Annotated in this window: 25 protein-coding genes and 3 pseudogenes; 9 read left to right on the top strand and 19 right to left on the bottom strand. The window is 60.9% G+C overall.

Annotated elements, in window-relative coordinates:
- Window positions 1-6: 6 nt before the first annotated feature.
- The 3 genes from HEQ17_RS13925 to HEQ17_RS13915 all read right to left on the bottom strand — a co-directional run bounded on the left by HEQ17_RS13925 (window position 7) and on the right by HEQ17_RS13915 (window position 2,443).
- A complete protein-coding gene (locus tag HEQ17_RS13925; protein ID WP_296293289.1) occupies window positions 7-288 on the bottom strand; it encodes a DUF3567 domain-containing protein in 282 nt (93 codons plus the stop codon).
- A gap of 71 nt (window positions 289-359) precedes the next feature.
- Window positions 360-1,553, bottom strand: a complete 1,194-nt coding sequence (locus HEQ17_RS13920; RefSeq protein ID WP_296293288.1) for a DUF3108 domain-containing protein — start codon at window positions 1,551-1,553, stop codon at window positions 360-362.
- A gap of 62 nt (window positions 1,554-1,615) precedes the next feature.
- Window positions 1,616-2,443, bottom strand: coding sequence for an IclR family transcriptional regulator (locus tag HEQ17_RS13915; RefSeq protein WP_296293287.1), 828 nt, complete (start codon window positions 2,441-2,443; stop codon window positions 1,616-1,618).
- A gap of 113 nt (window positions 2,444-2,556) precedes the next feature.
- Between HEQ17_RS13915 and HEQ17_RS13910 the strand changes: the two genes are divergently transcribed.
- Together HEQ17_RS13910 and HEQ17_RS13905 are read left to right on the top strand one after the other, a co-directional pair.
- Window positions 2,557-3,570 carry a fumarylacetoacetate hydrolase family protein gene (locus HEQ17_RS13910; protein WP_296293286.1) on the top strand — a complete coding sequence of 338 codons (1,014 nt, stop codon included), beginning with the start codon at window positions 2,557-2,559 and terminating at the stop codon, window positions 3,568-3,570.
- A gap of 80 nt (window positions 3,571-3,650) precedes the next feature.
- The gene (locus HEQ17_RS13905; RefSeq protein ID WP_296293285.1) at window positions 3,651-4,784 is read left to right on the top strand and encodes a Fic family protein; all 1,134 of its coding nucleotides are present in this window, start codon (window positions 3,651-3,653) and stop codon (window positions 4,782-4,784) included.
- A gap of 125 nt (window positions 4,785-4,909) precedes the next feature.
- On the opposite strand, the gene hppD is transcribed toward HEQ17_RS13905, so the two are convergent.
- From hppD to HEQ17_RS13885, 4 genes are all read right to left on the bottom strand, one after another.
- Window positions 4,910-5,986, bottom strand: coding sequence for a 4-hydroxyphenylpyruvate dioxygenase (gene hppD, locus HEQ17_RS13900; protein ID WP_296293284.1), 1,077 nt, complete (start codon window positions 5,984-5,986; stop codon window positions 4,910-4,912).
- 281 nt (window positions 5,987-6,267) lie between these two features.
- Window positions 6,268-7,467 (bottom strand): CaiB/BaiF CoA-transferase family protein, encoded by a 1,200-nt coding sequence (locus HEQ17_RS13895; protein WP_296293283.1) that lies wholly within the window; start codon window positions 7,465-7,467, stop codon window positions 6,268-6,270.
- Window positions 7,468-7,475: 8 nt separating this feature from the next.
- Entirely contained in the window at window positions 7,476-7,745 is a 270-nt protein-coding gene (locus HEQ17_RS13890; protein WP_296293282.1) for a DUF3297 family protein, read from the bottom strand.
- Between the two features lie 108 nt (window positions 7,746-7,853).
- Window positions 7,854-9,056 carry a tetratricopeptide repeat protein gene (locus HEQ17_RS13885; protein ID WP_296293281.1) on the bottom strand — a complete coding sequence of 401 codons (1,203 nt, stop codon included), beginning with the start codon at window positions 9,054-9,056 and terminating at the stop codon, window positions 7,854-7,856.
- 118 nt (window positions 9,057-9,174) lie between these two features.
- Here HEQ17_RS13885 and HEQ17_RS13880 point away from each other — a divergent pair, with 118 nt between their 5' ends.
- From HEQ17_RS13880 to HEQ17_RS13870, 3 genes are all read left to right on the top strand, one after another.
- Entirely contained in the window at window positions 9,175-9,888 is a 714-nt protein-coding gene (locus tag HEQ17_RS13880) for a YebC/PmpR family DNA-binding transcriptional regulator (protein ID WP_296293280.1), read from the top strand.
- A gap of 84 nt (window positions 9,889-9,972) precedes the next feature.
- On the top strand, window positions 9,973-10,242 hold the full coding sequence (locus tag HEQ17_RS13875; RefSeq protein WP_296293279.1) for a CBS domain-containing protein: 270 nt from the start codon (window positions 9,973-9,975) through the stop codon (window positions 10,240-10,242).
- Complete coding sequence (locus HEQ17_RS13870) at window positions 10,235-10,477, top strand: CBS domain-containing protein (protein ID WP_296293278.1); 243 nt, start codon at window positions 10,235-10,237, stop codon at window positions 10,475-10,477. Before HEQ17_RS13875 ends, HEQ17_RS13870 begins: the two co-directional genes overlap by 8 nt.
- 11 nt (window positions 10,478-10,488) lie before the next feature.
- Here HEQ17_RS13870 and HEQ17_RS13865 read toward each other — a convergent pair.
- From HEQ17_RS13865 to HEQ17_RS13850, 4 genes and pseudogenes are all read right to left on the bottom strand, one after another.
- Window positions 10,489-10,794, bottom strand: a pseudogene (locus HEQ17_RS13865) (N-6 DNA methylase); the annotation flags it as partial.
- 160 nt (window positions 10,795-10,954) lie between these two features.
- Entirely contained in the window at window positions 10,955-12,382 is a 1,428-nt protein-coding gene (locus HEQ17_RS13860; protein ID WP_296293277.1) for an RNA-binding domain-containing protein, read from the bottom strand.
- The gene (locus HEQ17_RS13855) at window positions 12,379-13,218 is read right to left on the bottom strand and encodes a DUF1016 N-terminal domain-containing protein (RefSeq protein ID WP_296293276.1); all 840 of its coding nucleotides are present in this window, start codon (window positions 13,216-13,218) and stop codon (window positions 12,379-12,381) included. Before HEQ17_RS13855 ends, HEQ17_RS13860 begins: the two co-directional genes overlap by 4 nt.
- Window positions 13,219-13,440: 222 nt before the next feature.
- Entirely contained in the window at window positions 13,441-14,517 is a 1,077-nt protein-coding gene (locus tag HEQ17_RS13850; protein WP_296293275.1) for a 3-deoxy-7-phosphoheptulonate synthase, read from the bottom strand.
- 41 nt (window positions 14,518-14,558) lie between these two features.
- On the opposite strand from HEQ17_RS13850, the pseudogene HEQ17_RS13845 reads away from it, so the two are divergent.
- Window positions 14,559-14,747, top strand: a pseudogene (locus HEQ17_RS13845) (DUF3237 family protein); the annotation flags it as partial.
- 24 nt (window positions 14,748-14,771) lie between these two features.
- Here the strand turns inward: HEQ17_RS13845 and HEQ17_RS13840 are convergent.
- On the bottom strand, window positions 14,772-16,010 hold the full coding sequence (locus tag HEQ17_RS13840) for an FAD-binding oxidoreductase (RefSeq protein WP_296293274.1): 1,239 nt from the start codon (window positions 16,008-16,010) through the stop codon (window positions 14,772-14,774).
- 84 nt (window positions 16,011-16,094) lie between these two features.
- Between HEQ17_RS13840 and HEQ17_RS13835 the strand changes: the two are divergent.
- The 3 genes and pseudogenes from HEQ17_RS13835 (at window position 16,095) to HEQ17_RS13825 (ending at window position 17,216) form a co-directional block, all read left to right on the top strand.
- Window positions 16,095-16,692: pseudogene (locus HEQ17_RS13835) on the top strand (DUF502 domain-containing protein).
- Window positions 16,656-16,868 carry a hypothetical protein gene (locus tag HEQ17_RS13830; RefSeq protein ID WP_296293784.1) on the top strand — a complete coding sequence of 71 codons (213 nt, stop codon included), beginning with the start codon at window positions 16,656-16,658 and terminating at the stop codon, window positions 16,866-16,868. The pseudogene HEQ17_RS13835 and the gene HEQ17_RS13830 overlap by 37 nt, the downstream one beginning before the upstream one ends.
- Window positions 16,869-17,081: 213 nt before the next feature.
- Window positions 17,082-17,216: a hypothetical protein gene (locus HEQ17_RS13825; RefSeq protein ID WP_296293273.1), complete on the top strand. Its 135-nt coding sequence runs from the start codon at window positions 17,082-17,084 to the stop codon at window positions 17,214-17,216.
- A 144-nt stretch (window positions 17,217-17,360) separates the two neighbouring features.
- Here the strand turns inward: HEQ17_RS13825 and HEQ17_RS13820 are convergent, their stop codons facing one another.
- The 7 genes from HEQ17_RS13820 to modA all read right to left on the bottom strand — a co-directional run bounded on the left by HEQ17_RS13820 (window position 17,361) and on the right by modA (window position 23,088).
- Window positions 17,361-18,329 carry a succinylglutamate desuccinylase/aspartoacylase family protein gene (locus tag HEQ17_RS13820; RefSeq protein WP_296293272.1) on the bottom strand — a complete coding sequence of 323 codons (969 nt, stop codon included), beginning with the start codon at window positions 18,327-18,329 and terminating at the stop codon, window positions 17,361-17,363.
- Entirely contained in the window at window positions 18,326-19,306 is a 981-nt protein-coding gene (locus HEQ17_RS13815; protein ID WP_296293271.1) for a tripartite tricarboxylate transporter substrate binding protein, read from the bottom strand. Before HEQ17_RS13815 ends, HEQ17_RS13820 begins: the two co-directional genes overlap by 4 nt.
- Before the next feature lie 94 nt (window positions 19,307-19,400).
- Window positions 19,401-20,279: a LysR family transcriptional regulator gene (locus HEQ17_RS13810; protein WP_296293270.1), complete on the bottom strand. Its 879-nt coding sequence runs from the start codon at window positions 20,277-20,279 to the stop codon at window positions 19,401-19,403.
- 105 nt (window positions 20,280-20,384) lie between these two features.
- Window positions 20,385-20,669 (bottom strand): hypothetical protein, encoded by a 285-nt coding sequence (locus HEQ17_RS13805; RefSeq protein ID WP_296293269.1) that lies wholly within the window; start codon window positions 20,667-20,669, stop codon window positions 20,385-20,387.
- Between the two features lie 124 nt (window positions 20,670-20,793).
- A complete protein-coding gene (locus tag HEQ17_RS13800) occupies window positions 20,794-21,558 on the bottom strand; it encodes an ATP-binding cassette domain-containing protein (protein WP_296293268.1) in 765 nt (254 codons plus the stop codon).
- Window positions 21,558-21,989 carry a molybdenum ABC transporter permease gene (locus tag HEQ17_RS13795; protein ID WP_296293267.1) on the bottom strand — a complete coding sequence of 144 codons (432 nt, stop codon included), beginning with the start codon at window positions 21,987-21,989 and terminating at the stop codon, window positions 21,558-21,560. The genes HEQ17_RS13800 and HEQ17_RS13795 overlap by 1 nt, the downstream gene beginning before the upstream one ends.
- Window positions 21,990-22,266: 277 nt before the next feature.
- Window positions 22,267-23,088, bottom strand: coding sequence for a molybdate ABC transporter substrate-binding protein (modA, locus tag HEQ17_RS13790; RefSeq protein ID WP_296293266.1), 822 nt, complete (start codon window positions 23,086-23,088; stop codon window positions 22,267-22,269).
- Window positions 23,089-23,241 lie beyond the last annotated feature (153 nt).

Raw genomic sequence — 23,241 nt, 5'->3', positions numbered from 1 at the left:
CGCTTTTCAGTGCACCAAGACCGGCTGCTGGGCCAAACCGGTATAGCCCTCAAGGGTGTCTTCGACTTCTTCCTGGGTGGGTGTGTGCTGCTGCCAAGCCTGGATTTGTTGCTGGAACATTTCGGCCCAAGAGCCGTCCAGGTAAACCTCTTTGCCCGAACGCTTGTCCACGATTTCGAAACCATGTCGCTCCAGCACGGGTTGGCTGCAGGGGGGTGCAGCTTGGCACGGTGCATTGACCAAAACGTGCATAACCGCAAAGGTATCGGATTCGTACAGCAAGTTCATGGTCTCATTCTCTCTTATTTTGTGTTCTGCAAATGGGACTGTCTGCAACAACTTCAAGAGGGTGTGGTTTTTCACCCGGGGTTAGCGACGGTCGGCAATGCGGGTAAGGCCTCGCGCGTCGTCAGCTCCAGATCAATGAAATTGCCACTGACCTGGGTGATGCGTATGCGAACCGGTAACCAGTCATTTGCCGCTGCGACCCAAAACTCCACTTGAGCATCAAAGCGGTTGCGCGGCTGACACACCCACTTGGTGGTCAACATGGTGTGTCCATCCAACTGCAATGGCTCTTGCTTTTCGAATGTCAATAGCCAAGGCAAGGCATCGCGCACGGTCGCGGTTTGTACTTGCAAACGCGCCCCGGGCAGCAACCGTCCACCCTCTTGGGCCATGACGGCCGCCAATTGCGGATACAAGCTGATCTGGTCCTGGGCACCGGGCTGCAAAGGGGCAGAGGGTGCGTTGCTGCTGAACACAATCTGGTTCTGGGCGCGGTCAAAGTGCGCGGCTCGCTCGCTGCGCCAACTGTCAGAGAACCGCAACGGGGCCAAACCCCGGGCCGTGATCTGACCCCGGCTTCGCCAATGCCTAGAGCCCAGCAAGAAAGCCTTGATCGATAAGCTCATGGCGTATGCATCCATATTGTGCTGCCAGCGCAACTCGCCTGTGGCCTGGTAGGGAATGCCTTTTTCCTGTCCGGTTAAACGGTAGTTGAGCAAGGCCGATGCAGGCAAGGACGCCAAACCCAACTGCGGCAAAGTCAGGGTCGCCTCAGCGGTCCCCGCCGCTTTTTCGGGTGCAGGTGCATGAACTTGCGGCACCTGCGCCACCGTTTCATCTTGGGCGTTCTCGCTGGCTTGAATTGGGACAGCATCTGTCGCAGACGATTCAATTCCTGGGGTATGGGCCTTGGAGACATGCTTGTCCAAGTTCTCGGCGTCTTGGCTAGCCCCTTCTGGCCCCAAGCCAACTTTAGCCAAAGACGCGGGCTCGGCCACAGCGGTTTTTGCCACCGTGGCCAGACGCGGTTGAGGACTTGCAGGTGAGGGCAGTGGTGCCCATGCTGCCTGTTGAGCCACGGGCTGGGGGGCCAGCCACCGGGTTTGCAATGGGCTTACACGCAAAGACTGAGGCCCGCCCCACTGCCAGACCGAACTGCCCGCCATCGTCATCCACAAAGCCACGTGCAGCGCCAGCACAAGCAGGCCCCACCGCCACAATGCCCCCGCAGTTGGTCCGCTGGTATCGCTTGCAAAAAAGAGCATGGTGGGCGCCGGCATGAGCGGACTTTGTGCGGAATTGGGTGCTGTGCGTGGTCAGGCCTGTCTCAGGCCGGGGACCACCCCAGATCCCGCGACAGTTGGTGGGCAAAGCCCCGCAAGGCCTGGGCCACCTCGCCCGTCCAGTCTGCGTCGAAAATGGCAGACGAGCCCAGCGAGACCACCCCCAAAGCCAAATGGCCATCCGCATCGAAGACAGGCGCACAAAAGCCAGAAATACCGGGCAACAAGACATTGACAACACGGCCCAAGCCTTGTGCGCGAGTTTCGGTCAACACCTGCTGCACTTGGGCTGGCGTAGTGGGCAAGTCGCTGCGCCCGAGTTTGCGGGCCAGCGCCAGCTCGGCCTCAATCATCGGCTGGGCCTTGTCAACCGAGTTGTCCCGGCCAATGAAAGCCGCAAAACACCGACCAGTGGCCGATGACAACAAGGGCATCACATCGCCCAAGCGCAAACTGACAGGCATGGCCGACGGGCTTTCTTGCCAATGCACCAAGGTCGGCCCCCGATTACCCCAGACCGCGAGCGCCAAGGTGTGACCCGTTTGATCCATCAAGGCTGGCAAGCGCTGACGCGCCAGTTTGACCGCATCCATGCGCGACAAAGTGGCCAAACCCAGACGCAAAGTGGCTGGGCCGAGTTCGTAGCGGGCGGTGGCATCCTGCACCACCAAATTCAGACGCTGAAAGCTCACGAGGTAACGGTGTGCTTTGGCAGCACTCATGCCTGCAGCGCTGGCAAGATCGCGCAACATCAGGGGCCCCAAAGCCTGAGCCAGCACGTCCAGCAAGGCAAAACCCACCTCCACCGACTGGATGCCTGCACGTGCTTTGTCACCTTCCGGGGTCATTTCGGTGGTGCTGGAATAGGCCATATGCTCTAGAATCAGGTTTCGTTTAGTTAAACGAGTTTAACAATGCGTAATTTAACGCGCAATTCGGCCTTGCTGCGCACGGCTTTGGATCACGGTACAAACAGGCACACATCATGAAATTGGCGACCTACAAAGACGGCTCACGCGACGGACAACTGGTGGTGGTTTCGCGCGACCTGAACACCGCACATTATGCGACCGGCATCGCCAGCAAGTTGCAGCAAGTGCTGGACGACTGGAACTTTTTGGCCCCACAGCTCGAAGACCTGTACACCACAGTCAACCAGGGCAAAGCCCGCCATGCTTTCCCGTTTGACCCGGCGCAATGCATGGCCCCCCTGCCCCGCGCCTACCAATGGGCTGATGGCTCAGCTTACATCAACCATGTGGAACTGGTCCGTGCGGCGCGCAACTCTGAAGTGCCCGCCAGTTTTTACACCGACCCCTTGATGTACCAGGGCGGCAGCGATGACTTCATCGGCCCTCGCGACCCGGTGGTGTGCGCCAGCGAAGCGTTTGGCATCGACTTTGAAGCCGAGATCGCTGTCATCACCGGCGATGTGCCGATGCAAGCCGACGCAGACGAAGCCATCGAAGGCGTGCGCCTGATCATGCTGGCCAACGATGTGAGCCTGCGCAACCTGATCCCGAACGAATTGGCCAAAGGTTTTGGCTTCTTCCAAAGCAAACCTGCCACCGCCTTCAGCCCGGTGGCCGTCACGCCCGACGAGCTGGGCGACACCTGGCAAGGCGGCCGTGTGCACCTGACGCTGCAATCCACCTGGAACGGCCGCAAAGTCGGCATGTGCGAAGCGGGCCCCGAGATGACTTTTCACTTTGGCCAGTTGATTGCCCACATCTGCAAAACCCGCAACGTGCGTGCAGGCTCCATCGTGGGCAGCGGCACCGTGAGCAACAAGAGCGTGGATGTCAACGGCAAACCCGAGTGGCCCAAAGGCTACAGCTGCATCGCCGAAAAACGCGCCATCGAAACCATCCTGGACGGCAAGCCCTCCACCGAATTCATGAAGTTCGGCGACACCATCCGCATCGAGATGAAGGGCAAGGACGGCGAGAGCCTGTTTGGCGCGATCGAGCAGGAAATCGTGCCTTTGAACCAGGAATGACGAGGTTTTGACGGCGGGGTGAAGCGCAAAAATGCCATTTACGCTTCACTCGTGAAGCGTAAATCCATAAAATACGCTTCATGTTCCTCTGGCAATCCCCCCAATGGCCTGAATTTCAGGTCGATCTGGCCGCGCTGCAACCCATGCTGGCGGCTGCGCGCTACGCGCAAGGGCGGGCCATGGGCTTGGCCAGCCATCTTCAACGGATGGACTTGGGCGACTTGCAACTGCAAGGTTGGGCCGACGAGGCCATCGCCACCGCCCAGATTGAAGGCGAAATTCTACAAATCAACTCGGTGCGGGCCTCAGCCGCCCGGCGCTTGGGACTTCAAGATGCAAAACCGCTGGCGCGTGACGCACGCACTGAAGCCACACTGGATCTGCTGCAAGCGGCCATTGAACAAAGCCATCAGCCTTTGACGCACGACATCCTGCATGGCTGGCAAGCCGCCTTGTTTCCCAATGGGCGCAGCGGTATTCAAAAGATCCGCACAGGTGCCTACCGCGACCATGCCGAGCCCATGCAGATCGTCACGCCCCGCTTGGGCAAGCCCGACATCGTCCACTACCAAGCGCCCGATTCGGCGGATGTGCCGGCGCAGATGACAGGGCTGATCGACTGGTTCAACAACAACCAGAGCCAGACCGACGGCTTGGTGCGTGCGGCGTTGGCACACCTGTGGCTTGAAGCCATTCACCCGTTTGAAGACGGCAATGGCCGAGTGGGACGGGCCTTGGTCGAAATGGCGCTGGCGCAAGACCTCAAAACCGATAAACGCCTGTGGAGCTTGTCGCAGCAAATGTGGCTCGACAGGGCGGGCTACTACGCCCAACTGCAAGCAGCCACCGGCCAAGCCAACATGGATGTGACGCCCTGGGTGCAATGGTTTGTGGGCTGCGTGCACAAAGCCGCAGATGCGACTTGGGACCACATGCAAACGGCCCTGCGCAAAACCCGCTTCTGGACAGAGCTGCGCGAGCAACACCCGCAACTCACGCCCACACAAACCAAGGCGATCAACAAGTTGTATGACGTGGGGCCAGACGGCTTTGCCAACGGCATCAGCACCGAGAAATACGTCAACCTGTGCCGCGTGTCACGTGCCACGGCCTACCGCGAACTCACGGCGTTGTGCGAGATGGGGGTGTTGGTGCAGACGGGCACGGGGCGGGGGACGCGGTACAAGCTTGGGGACTTGTTGTCGTGCCGCTAAAAGTCCTGTAAACGGTGCTGATCCCACATTTTTATGAACTCCTCTATGCCGCCGGCATATCAATCCGAACGCCCAAACAAGATGCTGAGGGCTGATCGGCCGATGCACACCCCACAACCAAACCCTCACTCAACCTGAATCGCCCCGCGCCGAATCTGGTCGCGCTCCAGGCTTTCAAACAGCGCTTTGAAGTTGCCTTCGCCAAAGCCTTCGTCGGCTTTGCGCTGGATGAATTCAAAGAACACCGGGCCCAGCAGGGTTTGGCTGAAGATTTGCAGCAGCAGGCGCTTCTCGCCATTGGCGGTGGAGCCGTCCATCAAAATGCCGCGCGCCTGCAATTCGGCCACCGGCTCGCCATGGCCCGGCAAGCGCTCTTCGAGCATTTCGTAATAGATGTCGTTGGGCGCGGTCATGAGCGGGATACCCGCCATCTGCAGCGCGTCCACGCTCTTCAAAAGGTCGTCGGTCAGCAGCGCAATGTGCTGGATGCCTTCGCCATTGAACTGCATCAAAAATTCTTCGATCTGCCCGCCGGTCTTGCCCGACTCTTCGTTCAGCGGGATGCGGATCATGCCGTCCGGCGCCATCATGGCCTGGCTGGTCAGGCCTGTGTATTCGCCCTTGATGTCAAAGTAGCGGATCTCTTTAAAGTTGAACAGCTTTTCATAAAAGCCGCTCCAGTACGCCATGCGCCCTTTGTAGACGTTGTGCGTCATGTGGTCGATGAGCTTGAGGCCGTGGCCCGGCGGGTGGCGGTCCACACCGTCGATGAATTCAAAGTCGATGTCGTAGATGCTTTTGCCGTCTTCAAATCGGTCGATCAAATACAAGGGCGCGCCGCCAATGCCTTTGATGGCGGGCAGGCGCAGCTCCATGGGGCCGGTGGGCACGTCCACCGGTTGTGCGCCCAGTTCGAGGGCTCGCGCATACGCCTTGTGCGAGTCCTTGACGCGAAACGCCAGCGCGCAGGAGCAAGGGCCGTGCTCGGCGGCAAAGTACCCCGCCAGGCTTTTGGGCTCGCGGTTGACGATGAAGTTGATGTCGCCCTGGCGGTAGAGCACCACGTCTTTGGATCGGTGCTTGGCCACCAGCGAGAAGCCCATCTGCTCGAACAGCGGCTCCAGGGTGTGGGGGGTGGGGGATGCAAACTCGACGAACTCGAAGCCACACAGGCCCATGGGGTTGTCAAACAAATCGGTCATGAAAATCTCCAGCAGTGAACGGGGCCACGCTGCAAGATGAGCATGGCCCGAATTGAAATCGGTCAAACGAAACGGGGGGGATGTTTAAAAACCCTGCGGCGGTGCGCAGGGCTTGCCCCGCGTGCTGCGGGCGAGGTGGATGCCGAAAATCAATACCTGGATGACCATGGGCTGATGGTCGTCGCTTGCGCTGCGGGTGTCAAGCGCTGAAACCCTGCCCTGTAACCCTGCCCCATTGCAAGCTGCGATGGTTGGGGCCATGTGGCCATGGCCCAAAAACATCAAGCGACCACTTGGATGCTGCGCAAGCGGGCAATCTCTGCCGCACTCAAGCCCAGGCCTTGCAGCAGCTCATCGGTGTTTTCACCTTGCGTGGGCGGCTGGCGGCGCACGCCCAAGCGTTGCCCGTCCATGGTGAACGGGAACAAGGCCGCACGGGCGGTCTGCCCCGCCTTGGGGCCATCGGTCAGGCGCACATCGGCCAAACCGCCAGTGGCATTGAGGTGCGGGTCGTCAAACAACTCTTCAGGCTTGACGATGGGTGCAAAGGGCAGGCCGGCTTTTTCGAAAATCGCGGTCAACTCGGGGGCGCTGAAGGCCTCCAGGCGGCTGCGCAGATCGGGCAACAATTCGGCACGGAAGGTCACGCGTGTGTTGTTGTCGCTGAATCGAGGGTCGGCCTTGAGGTCGGCAAAACCCAGCACATCACAAAAGACGGCCCACTGCGCGTCGCTCACTGCCGCCAAAAAGATCTGCTCGCCGTTCTTGACGGTGAACACGTCGTACACCGCCCAGGCCGAGATGCGGTTGGGCATGGGCTCGGCCGCTTTGCCAGTGATGGCGAACTGCAGCATGTGCTGGCCGACCAGAAACACGTTGTTCTCAAACAGCGCCGACTGGATCTCTTGTCCGCGCCCGGTGATGCCGCGCTGAATGAGTGCGCCCAGCACACCAATCGCGCCGAACATGCCGCCCATGATGTCGTTCACGCTGGTGCCTGCGCGCAGCGGGTCGCCGGGGCGGCCCGTCATGTAGGCCAGGCCACCCATCATCTGCACCACTTCGTCGAGTGCGGTGCGGTGGTCATACGGCCCGGGCAAAAAGCCTTTGAGGCTGGCGTAAATGATCTTGGGGTTGGCGGCTGACAGGCTGGCGTAGTCCAGACCGTACTTGGCCATGGAGCCGGGCTTGAAATTTTCGGCCACCACATCGGCCGTGGCGCACAGGCGGCGCGCCATCTCGGCCCCCTCGGAGTTTTGCAAATTGAGCTGGATGCTCTTTTTGTTGCGGTTGAACATGGGGAAGAAGCCCGCACCCGAACCCAGCAAATGCCGTGTGCGGTCGCCCTCGATGGGCTCGACCTTGATGACCTCGGCCCCCATGTCGGCCAACACCATGCCGCAGGTGGGGCCCATGACCATGTGGGTGAACTCGACGACGCGCAGGCCTTCGAGCGGGAGCTTGCGTACCGCTTCGGTCATGCGCGGATTCAGCGGTAAAACGCTTCGACCGTGCCTTTGATTTTGATCAGCAAGGGCTGGCCTTTGCGGTCCAGCGTCTTGCCCGCGGGCACGCGCACCCAGCCTTCGCTGATGCAGTACTCCTCGACGTCGTTGCGGTCCTTGCCATTGAAGCGGATGCCGATGTCGTGTTCAAACACGGCGCGCACATGGTGCGGGCTGCGGACATCAATGGCCAAGCGGTCGGGCAATGTAGGGCGGGCGGCAGTGGCAGGTGCAGTGGCAGTGGCTTCGGTCATGGCTTGGGGGATGAAAGTTCAAACAAGCCCGGATTCTCCCCGATTTGATGGCGCAGGTGCCGGGCCTGGGCTGCAGTTGGGCAGCACGGGTGAGGTCAATTCAAACGACTATTCGATCTTTTGCATATAAACAAACACGCCCATGAGGGGTTGGGCCTGGTCCAGCCGCAAGGATGCGCGGTGCGCCTTGACCCATCGCCAACCATGCTGGGCAGCCAACTTTTGCAAGTAATCCAGTCCGTGTGCATAGCGCAATGAACTGTGGAGCTGCACCGCCAAACCGGGCTCGGACTCTTCTACGGTGAACGCCAGCCACCCACCCGGCTGCATCCGGGGACTCAAGGCTTCGAAGGCGGCCTCGAGCCAGCCCACATAAATGAACACATCAGCGGCCAACACCAGATCAGCCTGCGTCGTGTTTTGCTGCAAGAAGGTCACCAGCTCCTGAGCATGCAGGCTGTCGTAAACACCCAGGCTTTGCGCTTTGGCCACCATCGCCGAAGACAGGTCCACCCCCGTCAAGTGGTCGGCACGGTGTCGGACCAAAGGCCCGCACAAACCTGTGCCACAACCCAAGTCCCATACCCGCTCGAAACGCCGCGTTGGCTCGACAGGCAACTGCTGCAACAACACGCTATGCCCTTGGTAACCCAACTGAGCCACCAGGTGCGCCTCAAAGTCTTCGGCGTATTGGTCAAACAGCTTTTCAACATAGGCCAGGGGCGCATTCACCACGGGCTGCTGCGGGCTCAGCGCGGCCAGGTAATAGCGGTGCAGCTCAGGCTCAGCCCCCAATTGCAAAGCACGCTGGTAATCGGCGATGGCCTGCTCGGTCTGGCCGGTGTCTCGGAACACGTGAGCACGCTGACTCCAGGCTTCGGCCAGGCCAGGGTCATGCGCCAGCGCCTGACCAAAGGCCTGCAGGGCTTGCGGCAAACGACCTGCGCGCGCCAGACATTGGCCCCAGCGCAAACAAAACCCGGCCCCATCGGCACCCAAAGCACGGGCTTGCTCGTGGCAATGCAGCGCTTGCGGCCAATCGCCCAAGGCCATTTGGGTCACACCCCAAGCCACCCAGGCATCGCACTGCTGGTCATCGGCCGCCAGGGCTTGGCGCAGGCACTCGTCCGCCCGTTCAAAGTGGCCCAACTGCACCCAGCTTGCGCCCAAGTTCATCAGCACAGACGGCCTGCCCGGCGCCAACTGCAAAGCCCGCTCAAAAAAAGATGCAGCCCTCTCAAATTGCTGGCGTTCAAACAGCTCAACGCCATCCAAAAACGCCTGTCGGGCTTGTTCGAGTGAGGATTCCATGCGCGCCAGTGTGACACAGACAAGCGCCCTTGTAAGCGGTGAGAGCCAAGCACAGTCAACGCTGGCGACCGTCATGCGCTTAAACTTCGCGCTCTGACCCCCACACAAGGAAAACCCCATGGGCGCGCAATGGAAAGCCAAAGGCAAAGCACAAGCCGCTGACGCCAGAGGCAAATTGTTTGGCCGCTTGGCCAAGGACATCATGATCGCGGCGCGCAACGGCGCCGACCCAGCCGCCAACTCGCGCCTGCGTTTGGTGGTCGAGCAGGCCCGCAAGGTGTCCATGCCCAAGGAAACGCTGGAGCGCGCCATCAAAAAGGGCGCAGGCCTGCTGGGCGATGCGGTCAGCTTTGACCGCGTGATTTACGAAGGCTTTGCCCCCCATCAGGTGCCGGTAATGATCGAGGTGTTGACCGACAACGTCAACCGCACAGCGTCCGACATGCGCGTGCTGTTTCGCAAAGGCCAACAAGGCACATCGGGCTCGGTCTCTTGGGACTTTGAACATGTGGGCATGATCGAGGCCGAACCCACCCAGGCCGGTGCCGACCCCGAGCTGGCCGCCATCGAGGCCGGCGCACAAGACTTTGAGCCCGCCGACGAAGACGGCATGACGCTGTTCATCACCGAAGCCGTCGACCTGGACCTGGTCAGCCGCGCCCTGCCCGGACACGGCTTCAGCGTGGTGTCGGCCAAACTGGGCTACAAACCCAAAAACCCGGTGGACCCGGCCAACCTGAGCGCCGAGCAACTCGAAGAAGTCGAAGCCTTTTTGGGTGCGATCGACAACAACGACGACGTACAAAACGTGTTTGTGGGTCTGGCAAGCTGAGCCTGCTGACCGGTGCTGCAACGCACTGAAAAACACCGCCCGACCAACTAAGGTGGGCTGCTGTCATTTTCAGGAGCGTTTTTCATGACCCTGTCCGAGCTTTGCCAACGCGACATCCTCACCCTGAGCGCCGAGGCATCGGTGCACAAAGCTGCCGAGATGATGCGCACCCACCATGTGGGCGCACTGGCTCTGACCGATCCCGAAGACCCCACACGCGTGGTCGGCGTGGTGACCGACCGCGATCTGGTGGTGAATCTGTTGGCGCAAGGCCGCACTGCGAACGAGCAGACTGTGGGAGCCTACAGCAGCGTGCACCTGGTGCGGGTGCCAGGCATAGGCCACGGTGCATGAAGCCATCCAGGCCATGCACCACCACGGTGTGCGGCGGGTGTTCGTCACAGCGCCCGACGGCCGCTTGATGGGCTTACTGTCTCTGGATGATTTGCTGACCGCCCTGGCCGATGACCTGAGCGGCCTGTCCGAGGCTTTGCGCTTTGGCATTGACATGGAGAGCGTGCGCACCTCGCCGATTTTTCGGCCCGACGAGCTGCCTACGCAGCTGTACCTGGCGCAACACGAGCCTTGAGGGTCGGCCTCTCAAGGCAGCGGGTTCAAGCCCAGCTCTTTCAAAAACGCGTTGTGCTTGGCTTTAGCTTCGACAATATCGTTTTCAATCTTCACCAATTCGGCGTGCGTGGCCGATAAGTCGATCTCCGCGTCTGCCACCGCCGTGCTGATGTAGCGCGAGATATTGAGGTTGAAATCGTTCCTCTCGATCTCGCTCATCTCCACCCGGCGTGAATACCTCGCCTCTTCAGTGCGGTTCTTGTAGGTGTCGATGATCTTGGCAATGTGCGCTTCGCTCAGCTGGTTCTGGCGCTTGCCTTTGTCAAAGTACTCAGCCTGTATTTGGGAGGCGTCCATGGTTGACCTTTTGTGGTTTCGTCTTTGGTTCACCGCTCAAGCGAACTCAAACCGAAAAGCTCGCAGCTTGGTTTTTTAATTGTGGCGAATTCGCCGTAAATAGCGTTCGAATTGTTACGCAAGAGAGGGAAAGATAAGTTCATTTCAACAAGGCCTTTCCTTGTGCGGTCAGGCAGTATTGCTGCAAGCGGCTGTTGGGTTTGTCGGGCAGGGTGTATTCAATCAGGCCGCTGCCGAGCAAGCGGCGAATTTGCTTGTTCAGTTCGCCAGACACGACTTGGTGCCCCAGCCCTTGCGCCAGTGCCAGCTTGCCCAGCGCTGAGTCATTGAGCAGCAATATGACTTTGGCCGCCAACTTTAACTCTAGCCGTGACTCTAGCCGTGACTCTAGCCGTGACTCTAGCCGTGACTCTGGCTCTTGGGTGACTGGGGCCTCGACTTGTTCGGTCACTTCTTCCTCATACACCGGCCCACTGGCCGCAAAGGTGATGCGCAAGAAGTTCTCGGTGAAGCGAAAGCACTCGGGGCCATAAAACTCGGTGATGCGGGGCAGGCCCGAGCCGAGGTGTTCCACCAGTTCCAAGTCGCGAAAGACGCGCATCAGTTCTTTGTTGCGGGGGATGGAGTAGCCCTCAAAAAACTCAGCCGGGGTCAAGCCCTCGGGCAAGGCGCAGGCAGAGGTGATTTCGATGCGGTCGGCAAAGATTTCAAACTTGGGCGGCGCTTCGCGGCTGTAGTCGTTGTGCACGATGGCGTTGATCACGGCTTCGCGCAGGGCCACGGCGTTCCACAGGCGGCGGTCAATGCGTTCTTTGGCGGTGATGGTGCTGGCGGTTTTGTTTTCTATCTCCAGCTTGTCGAGCACGGCCTTGGTGGCTTTGATGAGCGAGCAGTGGCCGTATTCGTTGTTCTCGATCAGGTGCACACGATTAAGGCCACGGTATTTGGCCACTTTGATGGAGGTGTTGTTTTCGTCGGCCAGCAGATAGGCGGCGTAGTTGAGCGCGCCGTCGTCGGTGGTCAGCTCCAGATTGGCTTTGAATTGCCGCCCAAGGGGCTTGCGCTTTTCTTCGTAGTAAATGCGCAGTTGCTCAAAGCTCAGGGCTTGGCGGTGGGCTTTGATTTTGCCAATCGAGTTGCGGGTGCGGTTGGCAAAGAGCCGCTCAATCATGGCGGTGGGCATGGGTTCGGTGGCGCTGCCCACGCGCATGAAGCAGCCTTTTTCGCTCAGCCCGTATTTCTTTTTGGCATAGGGCTTTTCGCTGCCGCTGGCCACGATGATTTTGATGCAGTGCACGCCTGTGGGGCCAGTCTCGTCCAGCACGTCAAACAATCCCATGGCCGATGGGTTGATGTTGTTTTTGATGCGGTCTTTGACCTTGAGCATGTCGCCGTCCACATCGACCACGCCCACGCGCTGTCCGTTTTTGTCGATACCGATGTAGATAAACCCGCCCTCGTGGCTGTTGAGGAAGGCGACCACTTCTTTTTCCAGGTCCAGCTCGGGCGTGAGTTCGCGCTTGAACTCGACCCGGTGGTTTTCGTGGGCATGGGCGGCGATTTTCACGGGCCGACCTCCCGGTTGATTTGCGTGATGAAGTGCTCCATTTCTTCCTTACGGGGCAACTCCACAGCGTAGCGAGAGACGAAAACCTGGTTGTTCAGGTCTTCCAGATCGGATTCGGCCATGACATCGCGCGAGCGCAGGCCCAGGAACTCAAAGACGTAGGGGTCGCGGATGACATGGGCGGGTTGCAGCGTGTCCGCCGTGGCATGGGCCAGGGCCGAGAGCTGGGCTTTGTCTTTGGAGAGGCCGCTGCGCTCGTAATACAGGCTGTCGATCTGGCGGCGCAGTTCCCGCACCGACCAGTTGCCGCGCATGCATTCGACTTCGTAGAAGCGGCGCTGGGTGTCGTCTGCGAGTTGGATCAGTTCGGCGAGATGGGTGAAAGAGAGCCGAAAAATCAGTTCAGGGTGGGCCGGTGGCAATTGTGGAGTCACTGACTCCCGAATCTGGGCAGTCGGGGGCGACGCCAGCGCCAGGAGCTGCCCCAGTTCGGGCAGCAACAAGGATTGTGGAGTCAGCGACTCCACAATCTGCGGATACGTGAGGTAGAGCTGACGAAACCGATAGAGCTCGCGGCGGTCGCAACGGGCCCAGCCCTGTTTGACCAGCCGCTTGGCCAGGGTGTCCATCAACTTGTCGCCATAGGTCGCACGGTCTAAGCCCTGGCGCTCATACACCTCAATCCGGTAGCCAATGAGCCAATTGCGCAAGGTCAGCGCGACGTTGACCGCTTTGGTGGAAAACGCCTGGGTTTGTTCATGGATGTGGACGATGGCGGACACCAGCGCCTCAAAGTCACCGCCCGCGGCGGATACAGGGGCGCGCTGGGATGCCATGGGGGCTTTCTTACTGCTCATACGCGCTGAGTCCAGAAATCTCGCGCCCTTGGGCGCGTTTGGTCAGCAGTGGCGTCAGCTCTTTCTTCAATCTGCTCCTCTTTGACGCCGTGCCCCGTTGTGACAGGGGACGAGTCATAGGTGATTTTTGAGGGTGACATATTGGAGCAAATAACCTTGGAGGCGGATGAAATGAGTACAAAAGAAATATTGTGACTGCATTTACGACTGAACAATCCGCCGTTTTTGCACCGCCTGCGCCAGCGCACCCAGCACCGGCACGGTTTGCGCAAAGCTGATGCAGGCGTCGGTGATGGACACGCCGTGTGCCAATGGCTGGCCTTCTTTCAGGTCTTGCCGGCCTTCGTTCAGGTGGCTCTCGATCATCAAGCCCATGATGCGGCGGTCCCCGCCCGCCACTTGCGCGGCCACGTCGCGCGCCACCTCGATCTGCTTGGCGTGCTGTTTGCTGCTGTTGGCGTGCGACACGTCCACCATGACTTGCGGCGCAATGCCCGATGCCTGCAAGGCTTTGCAGGCGGCATCCACGTCGGCAGCCGAATAGTTGGGCGCTTTGCCGCCGCGCAAGATGATGTGCACGTCCTGGTTGCCACGGGTTTCGAAAATCGCCGCCTGCCCCATCTTGGTCATGCCCATGAAAGCATGTGGGGCTTTGGCTGCCACCACTGCGTCTGCGGCCACTTTGACGCCACCGTCGGTGCCGTTCTTGAAGCCCACCGGGCACGACAAACCACTGGCCAGTTGCCGGTGGCTCTGACTCTCTGTGGTGCGCGCACCGATCGCGCCCCAAGTGACCAGATCGCTGATGTACTGCGGGCTGAGCAAGTCCAAAAACTCGGTGGCCACGGGCAGGCCGACATCGAGTATGCCCAGCAGCAGCTTGCGCGCCATCTCCAGGCCCTGGTTCATGGCGAAGCTGCCATCCAGGTGCGGGTCGTTGATGTAGCCCTTCCAGCCCACGGTGGTGCGGGGCTTCTCAAAATAAACGCGCATCACGATTTGCAAATCCTGGGCGTGTTTGTCGGCCTCGGCCTTGAGCAGCTTGGCGTACGCGATGGCCTGGTCGTGGTCGTGGATGGAGCACGGCCCGACCACGATCACCACACGGTCGTCCTGGCCTTGCAACACGTTCGAGATGTCTTGCCGCGAACGCTCGACCAGCGCCAGGTGGGCGGGCGATGCGGGCAGGCGCTCTTCAAGCAATGCCGGGGTCATGAGCGGGCGCACCGAAGCAATGCGGGTGTCGTCGATGCGGGTTTTGTCTTGGGTGGAGAGCATGAGGGTGACCTGATAATGAGCGCAAAGTGTAAAGGCAGCCCATGGTCAAAACCCTGGCCACACCAAGACTCGGACACCCGTGCGACCTGGCTGTGGCCATAGCGGCGCCTGTGGAGGTGGGCCATACGCCCGCCGGTTTGCGCCGCATGATTGCCATCACCGGCGGCACTGTGAACTGCGCCTGCATGAGTGGCAAAGTGTTGGCCGGTGGCGCCGACTTTCAACTGATCTTGACTGGCGGCACGCCAGCACCTTCACCCAAACCGCCGTGGCGAATAGGGCGTTGGGTCCACACAAGGCGGCTCACCGCTCACCATTTCGGCCAGCAAGCGACCTGCCACCGGGCCCATGGTGAAGCCCTGGTGCGCATGGCCAAAGTTGAACCACAGCCCCGGGTGACGCGGCGCGGGGCCCATCACGGGCAGCATGTCGGCAACGCATGGGCGAGCGCCCAGCCAGGGCGGCTCGGGCAGAGGCTGGCCCAGGTCGATCAACTCACGCGCCAAGATCTCGGCCTTGGCCAGTTGCACCGGCGTGGGCGGGGCATCGATGGGCGCAAATTCAGCACCTGTGGTCAGGCGCAAGCCACGCTGCATGGGGGCCAGCACATAGCCGCGCTCGACGTCCAGAATGGGCCGACGCAGTTGTGCGGATGATGTGTAGTGCTGGTGGTAACCGCGCTTGATGAACAGTGGAAAGCGGTAACCCAGCGTGCGGATCAAGCCGTCAGACCACGGCCCCAGGGCCAGCACCGATTGCTGGGCGTGCACCGTGCCTTCGGTCGTGCGCACCGACCAGGCCGCGCCTTGCGCCTGCAAACTGGCCGCGTCGCCCACCAGCAAACGACCGCCACGCGCCACAAACAGGTCGGCATAGCGTTGCACCAAAGCCCCCGGGTCGTTCACTGCCCACGGGTCCAGCCAGTGCACCGCGCCGGCCAAGGGTTTTTGCAAGGCCGGCTCGGCCAGCGCCAACTGGGCGGTGTTTTCGGCTTGGGAGCGCACACCAAAACGCAAAACCAAATCTTCGGCCCGCTGCGCCGCCGCGTCGAAGGCCTCGGCCGTGCGGAACACGAAGCGAAATCCTTCACGCGTCACCAAATCCTGCGCACCCGCAGCCTTGACCAACACACCGTGCTCATCGGTCGCATGGGCGATCAGGCGGCTGTAGGCTTGGGTGGCGTGGGCGTGTCGCTGGGGATGCGAGTGGTGCAAGTAGCGCAGCAATGCTCTGCCCATTTGCCACAGCCCTTGGGCGTGCCAATGCACTTGGGCACCGCGACCCAGGGCCGCGTCCAGCAAAAAGCCCGGCTCACGCGGAAAGGCATAAGGCTCGACCGCCTCGCGCTGGATCAGGCCCGCATTGCCCATGGACGTTTCCTGGCCTGGTGTACGCCGGTCCAACAGCGTCACGTCATAGCCGCGCTGCTGCAAATGCAAGGCGGTGCAGGTGCCCACCATGCCCCCACCCAAAACAAGTATCGATGTGGTCATAAGCTGCGCATCATGCAGCAGTTCCCGGAGACTCGTCTATCCCCTGCGATGTCGGTTTTTGGTCACCCGGTCACAATGTCAGGCATGAACCGCCTCTATGCCTATTTTTTCCGGGGTCTGATCACCTTTTTGCCCGTCGGTCTGACGGTCTATGCGCTGTACCTGTTCGTCACCTGGGTCGAAGGCTTGGCGATGCGCGTGCTGAGCCCGTTTACGGGGGATTTTTACCTGCCGGGTCTGGGCATTGTGCTGGGGACCGCCTTGATTCTGGTGCTGGGCTTCTTGGTGTCGCAGCCCTTCATGAAGCGGGATGCTGGGGTGGGTGGAGTTGCCCTTTACCAACTTGCCCCTGGTCAAAAGCATCTACTCGTCGCTGAAAAGCTTTGCTGATTACTTCTCGCCCAATGAGCGCGACGCGCAACAAGTCGTGTTGCTGAAAAAACCAGACAGCGACTTGTCCATCATCGGCTTGGTCACGCGCCAAAGCCTGACCGATTTACCCCTGGATGCGACCACCCAGCAACACGTGGCGGTGTACCTGCCCATGGGCTACATGATTGGTGGCTACACCGTGTTTGTGCCCCGCGATTGGGTGCAGGTGCTGGACATGTCGGTGGAAGAAGCCATGCGCTCGTCCTTGACGGCGTGGATGGGCACCCCCAAAAATCCGCCTGCGCCCTGAAGGGTGGCCAGGACGCGCTGGTCAAAACGCAGGTGCTGCGCGCAGGCAAAGTCATGGCTGTTGGCGCCGATGTCCATTTGATCAGGGGTGCCGATTTGAATTTGACCAGTGAGTGCCAAATGAACATGCCGCTCAAAGAACGTCGCAACCAAGTCGTCAAACTGGTCAAACCGTAGTCGGCGGGAACAACTGGCCCTGAACAGGCCTTCAGGCAGACCCAGCCTGAAGGCCTGTGATGCCCAAAACCTGGACCATAATCGCCCTCATGCGGTTGGATCCCCTATCTGTTCCGCAAGCCCTTTACAGGCTGCACTGATGTGACCCCGGTTGTCAGCGCCCCGCCAGCCTGGCTTGGCTACAATACCGCCATTCCTGTACTGAGGCCCTCCATGTCCAATCACAACGACGCACACACTTCTGACGACCCCGTTGAGAACGTAGTCAAACACATTCCCGTGGTCATTCCGGCCGCGGGTGCCTTGCTGATTTTCTTGTTGGCCTTCATTGCCGTGGCCATGGCCTGAGGCTTTGCCGCTCCCCGGTGCGCCGCTCAGGCAGCACCCCACCCACCCGCAACAGCGCGCGCTTTGCGGGTTTTATTTTGTCCGCACTGGCATGATGTGCAGCGCCCCAGCACAGCCAGCGGCTGGCCTGGGGAGTTGGCTTGGCTACAACGGCCGCCGCCTTGCGAAACGCACCACGGTCACGCCAGCCCGGGCCTGTCGCACAGAGGGCATGACCAGCACGCAGTCGTCATAAGGCGTGGTGACGGGCTCGCCATCGTTGTCGCCAATCACCGTGCCCGCCTTGGGGATGCATTCCAGTCCCTTGAACGGCTCGGTGAAACGGAACTTTTCGCTGCGCGCCACCACCGGTCCGGTGACTTCGAGGGCCCACTGTTGCGGGGCGTCGGCCTGTCTCCAGCCGGGCAATGCAGCCTGCAAGGCAGAAGCCGAAAGCACACCCGACACGTCCAGGAAGCGGATACACAGGTCGCGCGCCACATCGCGGCTGGCCAAGTCGCCATGAAAACCGCATTCGATCAGCAATGAGCGCGTCTCGGGTGCCTGGTCATCGGACAGGCCAAGGCGACCGTAATCGCGCATGCGCACACCGTCCTTGTGACCGGCATCGACCACGATGTGGACCGGATTGGCCAGCTCGCGTGCCAGTTGCAGGTTGCGTGGATGCATACCGGTCAGCAGCAGCGGCGCGCCAGGTTCGTGCATGGAATGCAGGTCCAGCACCCAGTCGGCTTTTTGCACCCAAGGGGCGAGCTCGGCCACGCGCTGGCGCTCGAGCGTGCGAGGTTCGGCGATGCGCTCGTCCATCCATTGGCGGTTCATGTCTTCGTCGACAAAACGCGATGCATCATGGTTCGCCTCGTCAAAGCGCTCGAATGCACGCAGGTTGGCAAACACCAGGGTCAGCTGACCCACCGCAGGGCGAACACCCGCCTCCAGCAGGCCCTTGAGCGCCCAAGCGCCACACAGTTCGTTGCCGTGGATGAGGGCGCTGATCAGGACGTGCCGACCGGGTTGTCCCGAATCGAAATGCCAAACGCCTTCGGTGCCGGTATTGCCCTGGCGCCACATCGAGATGTCGGGACAGGGCAGATCGAATTGAAGCGGTGTCATTCGCGGATCTTGGCAAAGTCAACGATGCGCTGGTACTTGGCCGTCTCTTCGCGCAGGAACTTGTTCATGTCCACCACGCCTTGGGCCACGGCCGAGCCGGAGGCTTCAAGCTTGCTGCGCACCTCGGGGTTTTGCAGGGCATCGGCCAGACCTTTTTTCAGTTTGGCGGCAACCGGTTCTGGCAGCTTGCCAGGGCCCATCAACACAAACCAGGTGCTGATGTCGGTGTTCTTAAGGAGCGGATGCTCGGCCAATGCGGGAATCTCGGGCGTGACCTTCGATCGGTTCTTTTCGGTGGTGCCCAGGGCCACCACCTTGCCGCTGCGGATGTGGGGCAGACCACTGGAGAGCACGAACACGCCGAACTCCAGGTTGTTGCCGATCAGGTCAATGGCCAGCGGGGCCACACCGCGGTAAGGAATGTGCGTCATGAAGATGCCCGCCTGTTCCTTGACCATTTCACCGGCCAGGTGCAGTGAAGTGCCCACGCCCGAGCTGCCATAGCTGAAGCGGCCCGGGTTGGATTTGGCCAGTTTGATGAACTCATCGGTGTTTTTCACGCCCATCTTGGGTGATGTGACCAGCACCAGGGGCTGCGTGGCGATCAGGCCGATGGGGCTGAAATCCTGCCAGCTGTATTTGATGGAGGGCGACACCAAGCGGTTGATGGCCACTTCGTTGTTAGCGCCCACCAGCAAGGTGTAGCCGTCGGGGGCGGCATTGAGCACCTTTTGCGCGCCGATGGCGCCGCCGGCACCACCGATGTTCTCGACCACAACCGTGGCGTTCAGGCTCTTGGCCAGGGCGGCGGCCACCACGCGCCCGGTCAGGTCGGTGCTGCCGCCCGGCGGATAACCGACCACGATGGTGATGGGCTTGGAGGGGTAGTTACCGGTCTGGGCATGGGCCAATGGGCTGACGGCAGCCAGGGTGCAGGCCAGAAGGCCGAGGATGTGTCGCACGACTTGGGTGTTCATTGCAGGCTCTTTCATGAATTGAAGAAAAAGTCATTGTGTTCAAGCAAAGCCGTCTTACATGGCCAGTTGAGCAATATGACTTGCTTTTTTGGCATCACAGAACGGGGGTGGTCTGCCAGACCTGTTCCGCGATGGGGCCCAGCATTCGCCGCATACGGACCAAGCGCACCTCGAAAGGAATTTCCATGCTGCGATCCCAACACACCTCCAGCAGCCCTTCTTGACAAGCCGTGGCGACCAAGGACCAGGGCAACCAGCAAACACCCATGCCCTTGATCGCGTATTCCATCAAGGCATCTGCCGAATCACATTCAAGCACCCTTTGCAAGCTGTCCGGGCAAGGGCAGCGCTCCAGATGGTCTTCGACCAGACCCGCCAGGGCCAAGCTGGGTGCATACGCCAGCAAGGGCAGGGCGTTGATTGCCTTGCTTCTTGGGTGCAGGCGCCGCTGCCGAACTGGCACCAGCTTGTCCTGGGCCAGCACCTTTTGCAAGAAGCCGCGCCCTCGGGGGCGTTGCGCAATGGCTGGATGGTGATAGGCCACCAGCAGATCGACCCGCCCCTCTTCGAGCCAGACCAGCGTGTCGGCCAAGCCGCCGGTCCTGACCTCAAGCCGCTTGGGATTGACGGTCTGTCCGATAAGGACCAGCCAGTCGGCCACCCAGGAGCGCGCCAAGGTTCGGCCCGTAGCCAGTTTCAGAACCTCGTCGGTTTGGCGGTTGCGCTGGAGCTCTTCGCGAACATCGTGCAAGCCTTGCAGACTTTCCTGGGCCCGCTTCATGAGTTGCAGACCGGCCTCGGTCAATTGCAGGGGTTTGTGTTCGCGATCCACCAGCGGCATGCCTGCCCAGGCCTCCAGCGCGCGAACACGCCGACCAAACGCCGGGGGAGTGACGTGTCGCAGGTCGGCGGCCCGAGCCAAGTTGCCCGTTTTGCCAATGGCCACCAAGTCTTCAAGCCATTTCAAATCCATGCTTCACTCCTTCAGGCTGTTGCCCGGCGTCCTGTTCATCAACCCAATGCAGCTGGGCAAGAGATATACGTCCATCGTTGGTCAACAGCAACCGCTTTGCGGGTTTTATTTTGTCCGCACCGGCATGATGTGCAGGGCCTCTGGCGCGATCTGCAGCTGAACCCAGGCTCCCGAGCCAACCTGCAAACGCCGCAGCAATCGGCTGGTCAGGTTCAGGGTGATGGTTTGGCTGGGCAAGGCTTCGGGCCTGAGCGTGCACAAACTGATCTCTCCCAGCGACAAGACCTCCAGCAACTGGCAGCGCAGGCGGGTGTGGCCAGGCGACGCAAGGCTGGGCTCCTCGCCATCGGCCATCACGTCCACCTGTTCCCCGTTCAGCACCCAAGTCACAGGGGGTGCCGTCGTCGATCTTGTTTTTGTCGTAACACCGCCAAGTCCAGACCGGTGCCTGATGACTGCCGCATCGGTCCAGCGCAAGCGCCCCCAGTCGGCGTGGTCCTTGTAAAAGCGCCCCTCAAAATGGTTTTGAATGCCCACCAGTTCGGCCACCCGGGCGTTGCGCGGGCTGGCAAACTACGCGGGCGGGTTCGCCCGTTTGCAGGGTCTGGCCCGCGTCCACGATCACCACCCGGTCGGCCAGGCGGCGGGCTTCTGCCAGGTCGTGCGTCACCAGCAGCATGGGCACCGATACCTTTTGGCGCAATGCGGCCAGCTCGCGGTACAGCGTCTGGCGTGTGGGTGCATCCACCGCAGAAAACGGCTCGTCCAACAACAACACACCGGGCAAAGCTTGGGGTGTTGGGGTGGCGTCCGCTGTGGGCCTGGGCATGACACGCACCAGCGCCCGCGCCAACGCCACGCGCTGCTGCTGACCGCCAGACAGTTGCGAGGGCCTGCGCTCGCTGAGCAAAGCCAGCCCCAAGCGGGCCAGCAAAGTCTGCACATCGGCGCTCGACCAACCCGGCCCAGCGGCCAGCGCCACATTGGCCTGCGCCGTCATGTGCGGAAACAGCGCGTAATGCTGGAACACCAGCCCCGCCCGGCGCTGCTGCGGGCTGAGCTGCACGCCCGCTGCCGTGTCCAGCCAGGCCTGGCCCGCCACCCGAATGTGGCCCTGCACATCGGCGGGCGTCCACAGCCCGGCAATGGCGCGCAGCATGCTGGTTTTGCCACTGCCCGACGGCCCGACCAGGGCCACCAACTCGCCCGCGCCGCAGTCAAATTCGGCCTCCAACCGAATCGGGCTGGCCGAGCGCAGTTGCACTTGCAAGCCTTGCATCAGCGCTCCTGCAAGGCGCGACCGCGCTGGCCCACCCGGTCAAAGGCCAGCACCAGCGTGAGCGCCAGCAAAGACACGCCCACCAGCGCCAGCGCCATCACATGGGCCGATTGCAAGTCCATGCCCTGCACCTTGTCGTACAGCGACACCGACAGGGTGCGTGTCTCGCCTTCGATGTTGCCGCCCACCATGAGCACCACGCCAAATTCGCCCAGCGTGTGCGCCACGGTGAGCGCCATGCCGGCCAGCAACCCGGGCCAAGCCAGGGGCAACTCAATGCGCCAAAAAGTCTGCCAAGTGGACAAGCCCGAGACCCAGGCCGCCTCGCGCAGGCTGTGCGGCACCGCTGCAAAGGCGCGTTGAATCGGTTGCACCATGAACGGCAAATTGACCAGCACGCTCACCAGCAACAGGCCTTCGAGGGTGAACACCAGCCGTAATGCCCGAGGCTGCCAGCCAAGCGCCCAAGGTGCTGCCTTGTCCAAAAGCCACCAAAAAATAAAAACCGATCACGGTGGGGGGCAGCAAAAGGGGCAGCAGCAACAAAGCCTCGACCACGGGCCGCCCCGCCCAGGCTGTCACGGCCAGCCAACGGGCCAGGGCCAAGCCCACTGGCAGCAAAGCCAAGGTGGTGAGAGCCGCCAGGGTCAGCGAAACGTGAAGGGCAGACCAATCCATGGGGTGAAGAATGCTTGTGCGGGGTTTTGATTATTGCGGCAAGGCATATCCGTGGCGCACAAACACCGCTTGGGCTGCCGGGCTGAGCAAAAACCGATGCCAATTCGCGGCCGCCGCACTGGCGCCTTGCAACAACACCATGCGCTGGTGCAGGGGTGAATGCAAATGCACAGGCAAAGGCAAGACCTGCAATGCGCTGGCGATTTCGGGGGCATTGGCCAATGCCAGCGCGGTGATGCCAGCTTGCGCTGCACCCGTGGCCACAAACTGTGTGGCCTGGCCAATGTTGTCCCCCAACACCTTTTGCGAGGCCGCCAGAGGCCGCACACCCGCCCTTTGCAAAGCCTCCTCTGCCGCCACCCCATAGGGCGCCAGCGCCGGGTTGGCGATGGCGAATTTGTCATTCGGCTTCAAGGCGTGCACCACAGCGACCAAGCCTTGGCTCAGTGGCAATGCTGAATTTTTGGGCACCACCAAGGCCAACTGGCCAGTGGCATAGCGTTGTCCCGCATCCACCGTTCGGCCCGCTTTGACCAGCTCAGCCACCCAGGCCTCGTCTGCTGAAATGAATTGCTCCACCGGCAAGCCTTGCAAGATTTGACGCGCCAAATTGCCGGATGCGCCCAAGTTGACGTCCACCTGAACACCTGTTTGCTGCTTGTAGAGAACCACCAAGTCAGCAAGTACAAACTTCAGGTTGCTGGCCGCAGCCACCTTGATCCGGGTTTGCGCCAAAGCCCAAGAAGGGCCAAGCAAGGCCCCCGACAGCGCCCCCATCAAGCCCAGACAACGCCGCCGCTGATGCCTCAAGGGCAATCCATCGCCTCGCATACTTTGATGATTATTTTGCATAGATTTAACGGGGTTTTGAGCCGATCTGGCAAGCAAGAAAGGGGCAGTCTCCCTAAAATCGAGACCCTGCTGAGACCTGCCGATGGCCAATGCCCAGTATCTCAGCCCCACAGCCGTTTTTTCAAAGCCCCTGCGCAGAGGTTTTGAAAAAAC

Source organism: Limnohabitans sp. (assembly GCF_023910625.1).
Classification (GTDB): Bacteria; Pseudomonadota; Gammaproteobacteria; order Burkholderiales; family Burkholderiaceae_C; genus Limnohabitans_A.
This window is presented reverse-complemented; position numbering and strand designations above follow the sequence as displayed.

Excerpts from the sequence above, each read along its gene's own strand:
- HEQ17_RS13925 (WP_296293289.1), bottom strand. The coding sequence starts at position 288 with ATGAACTTGCTGTACGAATCCGATACCTTTGCGGTTATGCACGTTTTG.
- HEQ17_RS13920 (WP_296293288.1), bottom strand. The coding sequence starts at position 1,553 with ATGCTCTTTTTTGCAAGCGATACCAGCGGACCAACTGCGGGGGCATTG.
- HEQ17_RS13915 (WP_296293287.1), bottom strand. The coding sequence starts at position 2,443 with ATGGCCTATTCCAGCACCACCGAAATGACCCCGGAAGGTGACAAAGCA.
- HEQ17_RS13910 (WP_296293286.1), top strand. The coding sequence starts at position 2,557 with ATGAAATTGGCGACCTACAAAGACGGCTCACGCGACGGACAACTGGTG.
- HEQ17_RS13905 (WP_296293285.1), top strand. The coding sequence starts at position 3,651 with ATGTTCCTCTGGCAATCCCCCCAATGGCCTGAATTTCAGGTCGATCTG.
- hppD (WP_296293284.1), bottom strand. The coding sequence starts at position 5,986 with ATGACCGATTTGTTTGACAACCCCATGGGCCTGTGTGGCTTCGAGTTC.
- HEQ17_RS13895 (WP_296293283.1), bottom strand. The coding sequence starts at position 7,467 with ATGACCGAAGCGGTACGCAAGCTCCCGCTCGAAGGCCTGCGCGTCGTC.
- HEQ17_RS13890 (WP_296293282.1), bottom strand. The coding sequence starts at position 7,745 with ATGACCGAAGCCACTGCCACTGCACCTGCCACTGCCGCCCGCCCTACA.
- HEQ17_RS13885 (WP_296293281.1), bottom strand. The coding sequence starts at position 9,056 with ATGGAATCCTCACTCGAACAAGCCCGACAGGCGTTTTTGGATGGCGTT.
- HEQ17_RS13880 (WP_296293280.1), top strand. The coding sequence starts at position 9,175 with ATGGGCGCGCAATGGAAAGCCAAAGGCAAAGCACAAGCCGCTGACGCC.
- HEQ17_RS13875 (WP_296293279.1), top strand. The coding sequence starts at position 9,973 with ATGACCCTGTCCGAGCTTTGCCAACGCGACATCCTCACCCTGAGCGCC.
- HEQ17_RS13855 (WP_296293276.1), bottom strand. The coding sequence starts at position 13,218 with ATGGCATCCCAGCGCGCCCCTGTATCCGCCGCGGGCGGTGACTTTGAG.
- HEQ17_RS13850 (WP_296293275.1), bottom strand. The coding sequence starts at position 14,517 with ATGCTCTCCACCCAAGACAAAACCCGCATCGACGACACCCGCATTGCT.
- HEQ17_RS13840 (WP_296293274.1), bottom strand. The coding sequence starts at position 16,010 with ATGACCACATCGATACTTGTTTTGGGTGGGGGCATGGTGGGCACCTGC.
- HEQ17_RS13825 (WP_296293273.1), top strand. The coding sequence starts at position 17,082 with ATGTCCAATCACAACGACGCACACACTTCTGACGACCCCGTTGAGAAC.
- HEQ17_RS13820 (WP_296293272.1), bottom strand. The coding sequence starts at position 18,329 with ATGACACCGCTTCAATTCGATCTGCCCTGTCCCGACATCTCGATGTGG.
- HEQ17_RS13815 (WP_296293271.1), bottom strand. The coding sequence starts at position 19,306 with ATGAACACCCAAGTCGTGCGACACATCCTCGGCCTTCTGGCCTGCACC.
- HEQ17_RS13810 (WP_296293270.1), bottom strand. The coding sequence starts at position 20,279 with ATGGATTTGAAATGGCTTGAAGACTTGGTGGCCATTGGCAAAACGGGC.
- HEQ17_RS13800 (WP_296293268.1), bottom strand. The coding sequence starts at position 21,558 with ATGCAAGGCTTGCAAGTGCAACTGCGCTCGGCCAGCCCGATTCGGTTG.
- modA (WP_296293266.1), bottom strand. The coding sequence starts at position 23,088 with ATGCAAAATAATCATCAAAGTATGCGAGGCGATGGATTGCCCTTGAGG.